Source organism: Rhodoferax sp. UBA5149 (assembly GCF_002413825.1).
Classification (GTDB): Bacteria; Pseudomonadota; Gammaproteobacteria; order Burkholderiales; family Burkholderiaceae_C; genus Rhodoferax.
This window is the reverse complement of the sequence record NZ_DHXT01000234.1, coordinates 1-3,029: the sequence shown is the minus strand read 5'-3', so window position 1 is coordinate 3,029 and position 3,029 is coordinate 1. Positions and strand designations below refer to the sequence as shown.

3 protein-coding genes are annotated in these 3,029 nt (G+C 61.8%); 1 reads left to right on the top strand and 2 read right to left on the bottom strand.

Going from position 1 to position 3,029, the window contains the following annotated elements:
* The coding region (locus B3V69_RS20495; protein WP_296449623.1) for an SIS domain-containing protein at nt 1-726 on the top strand (726 nt) is incomplete at its 5' end.
* Nucleotides 727-850: 124 nt separating this feature from the next.
* On the opposite strand, the gene B3V69_RS20490 is transcribed toward B3V69_RS20495, so the two are convergent.
* Together B3V69_RS20490 and B3V69_RS20485 are read right to left on the bottom strand one after the other, a co-directional pair.
* Nucleotides 851-1,057 (bottom strand): hypothetical protein, encoded by a 207-nt coding sequence (locus B3V69_RS20490; RefSeq protein WP_296449620.1) that lies wholly within the window; start codon nt 1,055-1,057, stop codon nt 851-853.
* Nucleotides 1,058-1,069: 12 nt separating this feature from the next.
* Nucleotides 1,070-3,029: phosphoketolase family protein (locus tag B3V69_RS20485; RefSeq protein ID WP_296449618.1), on the bottom strand; the 1,960-nt coding region annotated here is incomplete at its 5' end.

Here is a 3,029-nt window from a genome sequence, read left to right as displayed (position 1 = left end):
GCGCACGTGAGCAAGCCCACCGTGGTGCGTTTTTGCCGCAGTGTGGGCTATGACGGCCTGTCTGACTTCAAACTCAAGCTGGCTGGCAGCGTGAGCGAAGGCGTGCCCTTCATCCACCGCAGCGTCGATGCGGACGATAAAACCAGCGACATCATGGTCAAGGTAATCGACAACACTGTGGCTGCGTTTTTGAAATACCGCAACGACGCCAGCACCGCAGCGATCGAGAAAGCCGTCACGACGCTGGCGCAAGCCTACGAACGCGGCAAGCGCGTCGAGTTTTTTGGCGTGGGCAATTCAGGCGTGGTGGCACAGGATGCCCAGCACAAATTTTTCCGGCTCGGGATGCACACCATCGCCTACAGCGACGGCCACATGCAGGTGATGAGCGCGTCGCTGCTGGGGCCGGGCGACTGCGTCGTGGTCATCTCCAACTCGGGCCGTACCCGTGACCTGATGGACGCCTGCGATATTGCGCGCAAGAACGGCGCCACCACCATCGTCATCACCGCCAGCGGATCCCCGCTGGCGGCAGCGGGCCACATTCACCTGGCGGCCGACCATCCGGAAGGCTACGACCGCTACAGCCCGATGGTGTCACGTCTGCTGCATTTGATGATCATCGACATCCTCGCCACCTGCGTGGCCCTGCGTATCGGTGGCGAAAAGCTGCAGCCCTTGCTGCGCGAGATGAAGAATAATTTGCGCAGCAAGCGCTACACCTGAAACCCCACGATAGCCACGCCTTTGCGGCCCAGTGCGCTTTATTTCTGCGCCTTATTCTTGCGTCTTGTTGCGGCGCGCGTACGCCAAGGCGGCCAAGCCGACACCGATCAGTGCCTCCGGCCTGTCACTGTTTCGCGGATTCGGCCAACGTGTTCTCGACGCCGTCCAGCGCCTTGCGTATCGCAGCGATGATCAGCCGGTCCGCATAACGCTGATCGATGTCGGGTACGTCCCATTCGAATATCGAACGGTACTTTTCAACCAGAGCCGTGACGTCGGAGTTCAGTTGCTTGCGATGGGCGTCCAGTTCCAGTTCTTCTATCTTTGCCATGATGTATCTCCTTCAGGGGGCGGCGACCGCCCATTTCCAGTTCCGGATCTCCGGCATGTCCTGGCCGTTCTTGTTGATGTACTGCCTGTGTTCGATCAGCTTGTCTTTGAGTTGCTGCTTCAGGTAGACGCCCTTGTCACCGGTCTGCGGCAGGCGATCGATGGTGTCCATCACGAGGTGAAAACGGTCCAAATCGTTGAGCACGGTCATGTCAAAGGGCGTGGTGACGGTACCCTCTTCCTTGTAGCCGCGGACGTGAATGTTGTCGTGGTTGGTGCGGCGGTAGGTCAGCCGGTGGATCAACCACGGGTAGGCATGGTAGGCGAAGATGACCGGCTTGTCTTTGGTGAAGAGTTCGTCGAAATCCGTGTCGCTCAAGCCGTGCGGGTGCTCGCTTGGCGGCTGCAGCTTCATCAGGTCGACGACGTTGACCACCCGGATCTTGAGGTCGGGCAGATGCTCGCGCAGGATCGAGACGGCGGCCAGCGTCTCCAGCGTGGGCACGTCGCCGCAGCAAGCCATGACGACGTCGGACGCCACGCCCTGGTCATTGCTGGCCCACTGCCAGATACCGATGCCCTCGGTGCAGTGCTTGACGGCGGCGTCCATCGTCAGCCACTGCGGAGCCGGGTGCTTGCCCGCGATCACCACGTTGACGTAGTGGCGGCTGCGCAGACAATGGTCCATTACCGATAGCAGGCAGTTCGCATCCGGCGGAAAGTAAACCCGCACGACTTCGGCCTTCTTGTTCACCACGTGGTCGATGAAACCGGGATCCTGGTGGGTGAAACCGTTGTGATCCTGGCGCCAGACGTGCGAGGCCAGTAAGTAATTCAGCGAGGCGATCTTGCGTCGCCACGGCAGGTGCGCGGTGACCTTGAGCCACTTGGCGTGCTGGTTGAACATGGAGTCGATGATGTGGATGAACGCCTCGTAGCAGTTGAAGAGCCCATGCCGCCCGGTGAGCAGGTAGCCCTCGAGCCAGCCCTCGCACTGGTGCTCGCTGAGCATCGAGTCAAGCACGCGCCCACTGGGCGCGAGAAACTCTTCGTTCGGTATGGTTGCGGCGTCCCATTGGCGTTGGGTCACTTCGAACAGGGCTTCCAGGCCGTTGGACAGCGTCTCGTCGGGGCCGAAGACGCGGAAATTGCGCTGCTCGCCGTTCAGCTTGGCCACATCACGCAGGAAAGGTCCGAGCACGTGCGTGTCGCCGATGCCGGGCGCGCCGGGCACCGGTACCTTGGCGGCGTAGTCGCGAAAATCCGGCATCCGCAGGTCGCGCAGCAGCATGCCGCCGTTGGCGTGGGGATTGGCGCCCATGCGGCGTTCGCCCTTGGGAGCGAGTTCGGCCAGCTCCGGCTTCAGTCGGCCCTGCGTATCGAACAGTTCCTCTGGCCGGTAGCTCCTCAGCCAGTCTTCCAGCAGAGGTAGATGCTCGGGATGTTCGGCATCCACGATGATAGGCACCTGGTGCGCGCGGAAGGTGCCTTCAATCTGCAGGCCATCGACCACCTTCGGCCCGGTCCACCCCTTAGGCGACTTGAGAACGATCATCGGCCAGCGCGGTCGCGTCATGTCATGGTTGACTCGGGCGTTGTGCTGGATGCCTTTGATCTGCTCCACCGCGGTGTCGAGCGTCGCGGCCATGGCCTGATGCATTAGCTCGGGTTCGTGACCCTCGACGAAGTAAGGCGTACAGCCGTAGCCGCGAAGCAACTGCTCCAATTCCTCGCGCGTGATGCGACCGAGGACAGTCGGGTTGCTGATCTTGTAGCCGTTGAGATGAAGGATGGGCAGCACCGCACCGTCGGTGGCCGGATCGAGGAACTTGTTGGAATGCCAGGCGGTGGCCAGCGGCCCGGTTTCGGCCTCGCCGTCGCCGACGACGCAGGCGACGATGAGTTCGGGGTTGTCGAACACCGCCCCGAAGGAATGGCTCAGCGAATACCCTAGCTCGCCGCCCTCGTGGATC

Excerpts from the sequence above, each read along its gene's own strand:
- B3V69_RS20490 (WP_296449620.1), bottom strand. The coding sequence starts at position 1,057 with ATGGCAAAGATAGAAGAACTGGAACTGGACGCCCATCGCAAGCAACTG.